Genomic DNA, 2,884 nt, shown 5'->3' on the forward strand with positions numbered 1-2,884 from the left:
CCGGTCCGGGCACGCTCGGCCGCCCGGTACGGCTGCGCCCCGACGGCTCCGACGTGGCGCGGCGGCTCCCCTTCGCGTCGTCCTCCCCACAGTTCTGCCCAGCACGGACGTCGCACTCACGTTTCCCCGGAGCGTGCACCGTCGTTGAGTCCCACGTGAGGCACGTACAAGGACGCGCACGGCGCGCGGGGGCCGCGCTGGCCGCGGCAGTGACATGGGCGGGTCTGCTGGCCGGCTGCTCCTCGGGCGGCTCCGGCGGACTGGACTTCGACGGGGTCCTCGGCAAACCCCCGGCGCCTGAGGACGTCATCCGGGTCACCCCGGACGACGGCGGCACGGCGGTCCGGCCGGGGGAACCGCTGCGCGTACGGGTACCGGACGGGCGCCTGGAGAAGGTGAGAGTCGTCAGATCGCAGGACGCGCAGGAGTCCCCGGTCCCCGGGCACATCAGCGCCGACGGGCTGACCTGGGAACCGGACGGGAAACGGCTGGCGCTAGCCGCCAAGTACACCGTCGACGCGGTCGCGCTGGACGAGCACGGTCACCGCTCGGCCCGGCACACCACCTTCACCACCTACGTTCCGGAGGAGCGGTTCATCGGCTACGTCACCCCCGAGAACCGCTCCACCGTCGGCACCGGAATGATCGTCTCCCTCTCTTTCAGTCGGGAGATCACCGACCGCGCCGCCGTGGAACGCGCCGTACGCGTCACGGCGAAGCCGTCCGTGGAGATCCGCCCGCACTGGTTCGGCAACAACCGCCTGGACTTCCGCCCCGAGCGCTACTGGAAGCCCGGCACCGAGGTCACCGTCGACCTCGGCCTGCGGGACGTCGAAGGGGCGCGCGGTGTCTACGGCCTGCAGGACAAGTCGTTCACCTTCACCGTCGGCCGCAGTCAGGTGTCCCTGGTGGACGCGGCCGAGCACATGATGGAGGTACGGCGCGAGGGACAGCTGCTCACCACCGTGCCGATCACCGCCGGCGCCCCCAAGACCCCCACCTACAACGGGAAGATGGTGGTGATGGAGATGCTGGAGGTGACCCGCATGAACAGCCGCACGGTCGGCTTCGGCGGCGAGTACGACATCCCCGACGTCCCGCACGCCATCAAGCTCACCGACTCCGGCACCTTCCTGCACGGCAACTACTGGTCCCCGGACGCCCCCGGCCATGTCAACGTCAGCCACGGCTGCGTGGGCCTCCTGGACGTCAAGGGCGGCAGCTCGGACACCCCGGCGGGCTGGTTCTTCGACCGCAGCCTCGTCGGAGACGTCGTCGAAGTCGTCAACAGCAAGGACAAAACGGTCGCTCCCGACAACGGGCTCGGAGGGTGGAACATGGCATGGAAGGAGTGGAAAGCGGGCAGCGCGGTCAAGTAACCAGGTGAGGGGTGGGGTTTCGGGCGGCGGTGGTCGGTTGAATTTGCGACGGAACGGTGACATTCACCTGACGTCCCGCTCAAATCCCTGCGGTTAACATGCGCACACCAAGTGTGGTGGGGAGCGGACCTGACCTGGTCCGGCGAGGGGAGAACAAGTGAACGTGCGGCCGATATCGGGGGCGTCGGTGGAGAGCCGGGGGAGAGGCCGTAAGGGGCTGGCGCTGATAGCCGGCACCCTGCTCGTGACCCTCACCGCGTGTGGTGGCGGTGACTCGGGGTCCGGGTCGGGTTCCGGTGACGGAAAGGGTAAGGGCCACGCGCAGCAGGGCGGGCAGTCCACGGCCGCCGTCAGCATCTCGCCCAAGTCCGGTGCCACGGGCGTCGACACCAGTGGCACCCTGAAGGTGGACGTCAGCAAGGGCAAGCTGACCGAGGTCACCGTCAAGGACGCCAAGGGCGCGAAGGTCGACGGCGCCATCGGCGCAGGCGGCGCCTCCTGGAAGCCGTCGACCCATCTGGCCGCCGGGACCAAGTACACGGTGCACGCGGTCGCCAAGGACTCCGAGGGCCGCGAGGCCGCCGAGGACTCCAGCTTCACCACGCTCACGCCGACGAACACCTTCCTCGGCAACTTCACGCCCGAGGACGGCTCCACCGTCGGTGTGGGCATGCCGTTCTCCGTCCGCTTCACCCGGGGCATCACCAATCCCCAGGACGTCGAGAAGGCCATCAAGATCAAGACCGAGCCGGCTGTCGACGTCGAGGGCCACTGGTTCGGCAACGACCGTCTGGACTTCCGCCCCGAGAAGTACTGGAAGGCCGGCACGAAGGTCACCGTCGACCTCAACCTCGACGGCGTCGAGGGCCGTGACGGCGTCTACGGCAAGCAGCGCAAGACCGTGAAGTTCACCATCGGGCGCAACCAGGTCTCCATCGTGGACGCCAAGAAGCACACGATGAAGGTCACCCAGGAGGGCCGGGTCGTCAAGACCATCCCGGTCACCACGGGCAAGCCCGGCTACGACACCTGGAACGGCCAGATGGTCATGCGTGAGAGGCTCACGGTGACCCGCATGAACGGCGAGACCGTGGGCTACGGCGGCGAGTACGACATCAAGGACGTCCCGCACGCCATTCGCCTCACCGACTCCGGCACCTTCATCCACGGCAACTACTGGGGCGGCGACGCCTTCGGCAACTACAACGCCAGCCACGGCTGCGTCGGGCTGCGCGACGTGCGCGGCGGCTACGACAAGAACGTGCCGGCGGCCTGGTTCTTCAACCACTCGATGAGCGGCGACGTGGTGGTCGTCAAGAACTCCAACGACCGCACGGTGGCCCCGGACAACGGCCTGAACGGCTGGAACATGTCGTGGGCCGACTGGACGAAGTGAGCCCTCGCTGACGTACGGGCCCGGTGCTGTGACCGACAGCACCGGGCCCGCAGTCGTTAATCCCCGTGCTGTGCCTGTCCGGGGGCAACCCCCAGACCCCCGGCCGGGT

Annotated in this window: 2 protein-coding genes; both read left to right on the forward strand. The window is 68.6% G+C overall.

From position 1 onward, the window contains the following. Positions 1 to 155 precede the first annotated feature (155 nt). On the forward strand, positions 156 to 1,379 hold the full coding sequence (locus tag ABZ471_RS48215) for an Ig-like domain-containing protein (RefSeq protein ID WP_359075503.1): 1,224 nt from the start codon (positions 156 to 158) through the stop codon (positions 1,377 to 1,379). Positions 1,380 to 1,536: 157 nt separating this feature from the next. Continuing rightward, positions 1,537 to 2,775 carry an Ig-like domain-containing protein gene (locus ABZ471_RS48220; RefSeq protein WP_359075505.1) on the forward strand — a complete coding sequence of 413 codons (1,239 nt, stop codon included), beginning with the start codon at positions 1,537 to 1,539 and terminating at the stop codon, positions 2,773 to 2,775. The last annotated feature ends 109 nt before the right edge of the window (positions 2,776 to 2,884 follow it).

The sequence above is a fragment of the Streptomyces sp. NPDC005728 genome (assembly GCF_040630895.1).
Classification (GTDB): domain Bacteria; phylum Actinomycetota; class Actinomycetes; order Streptomycetales; family Streptomycetaceae; genus Streptomyces.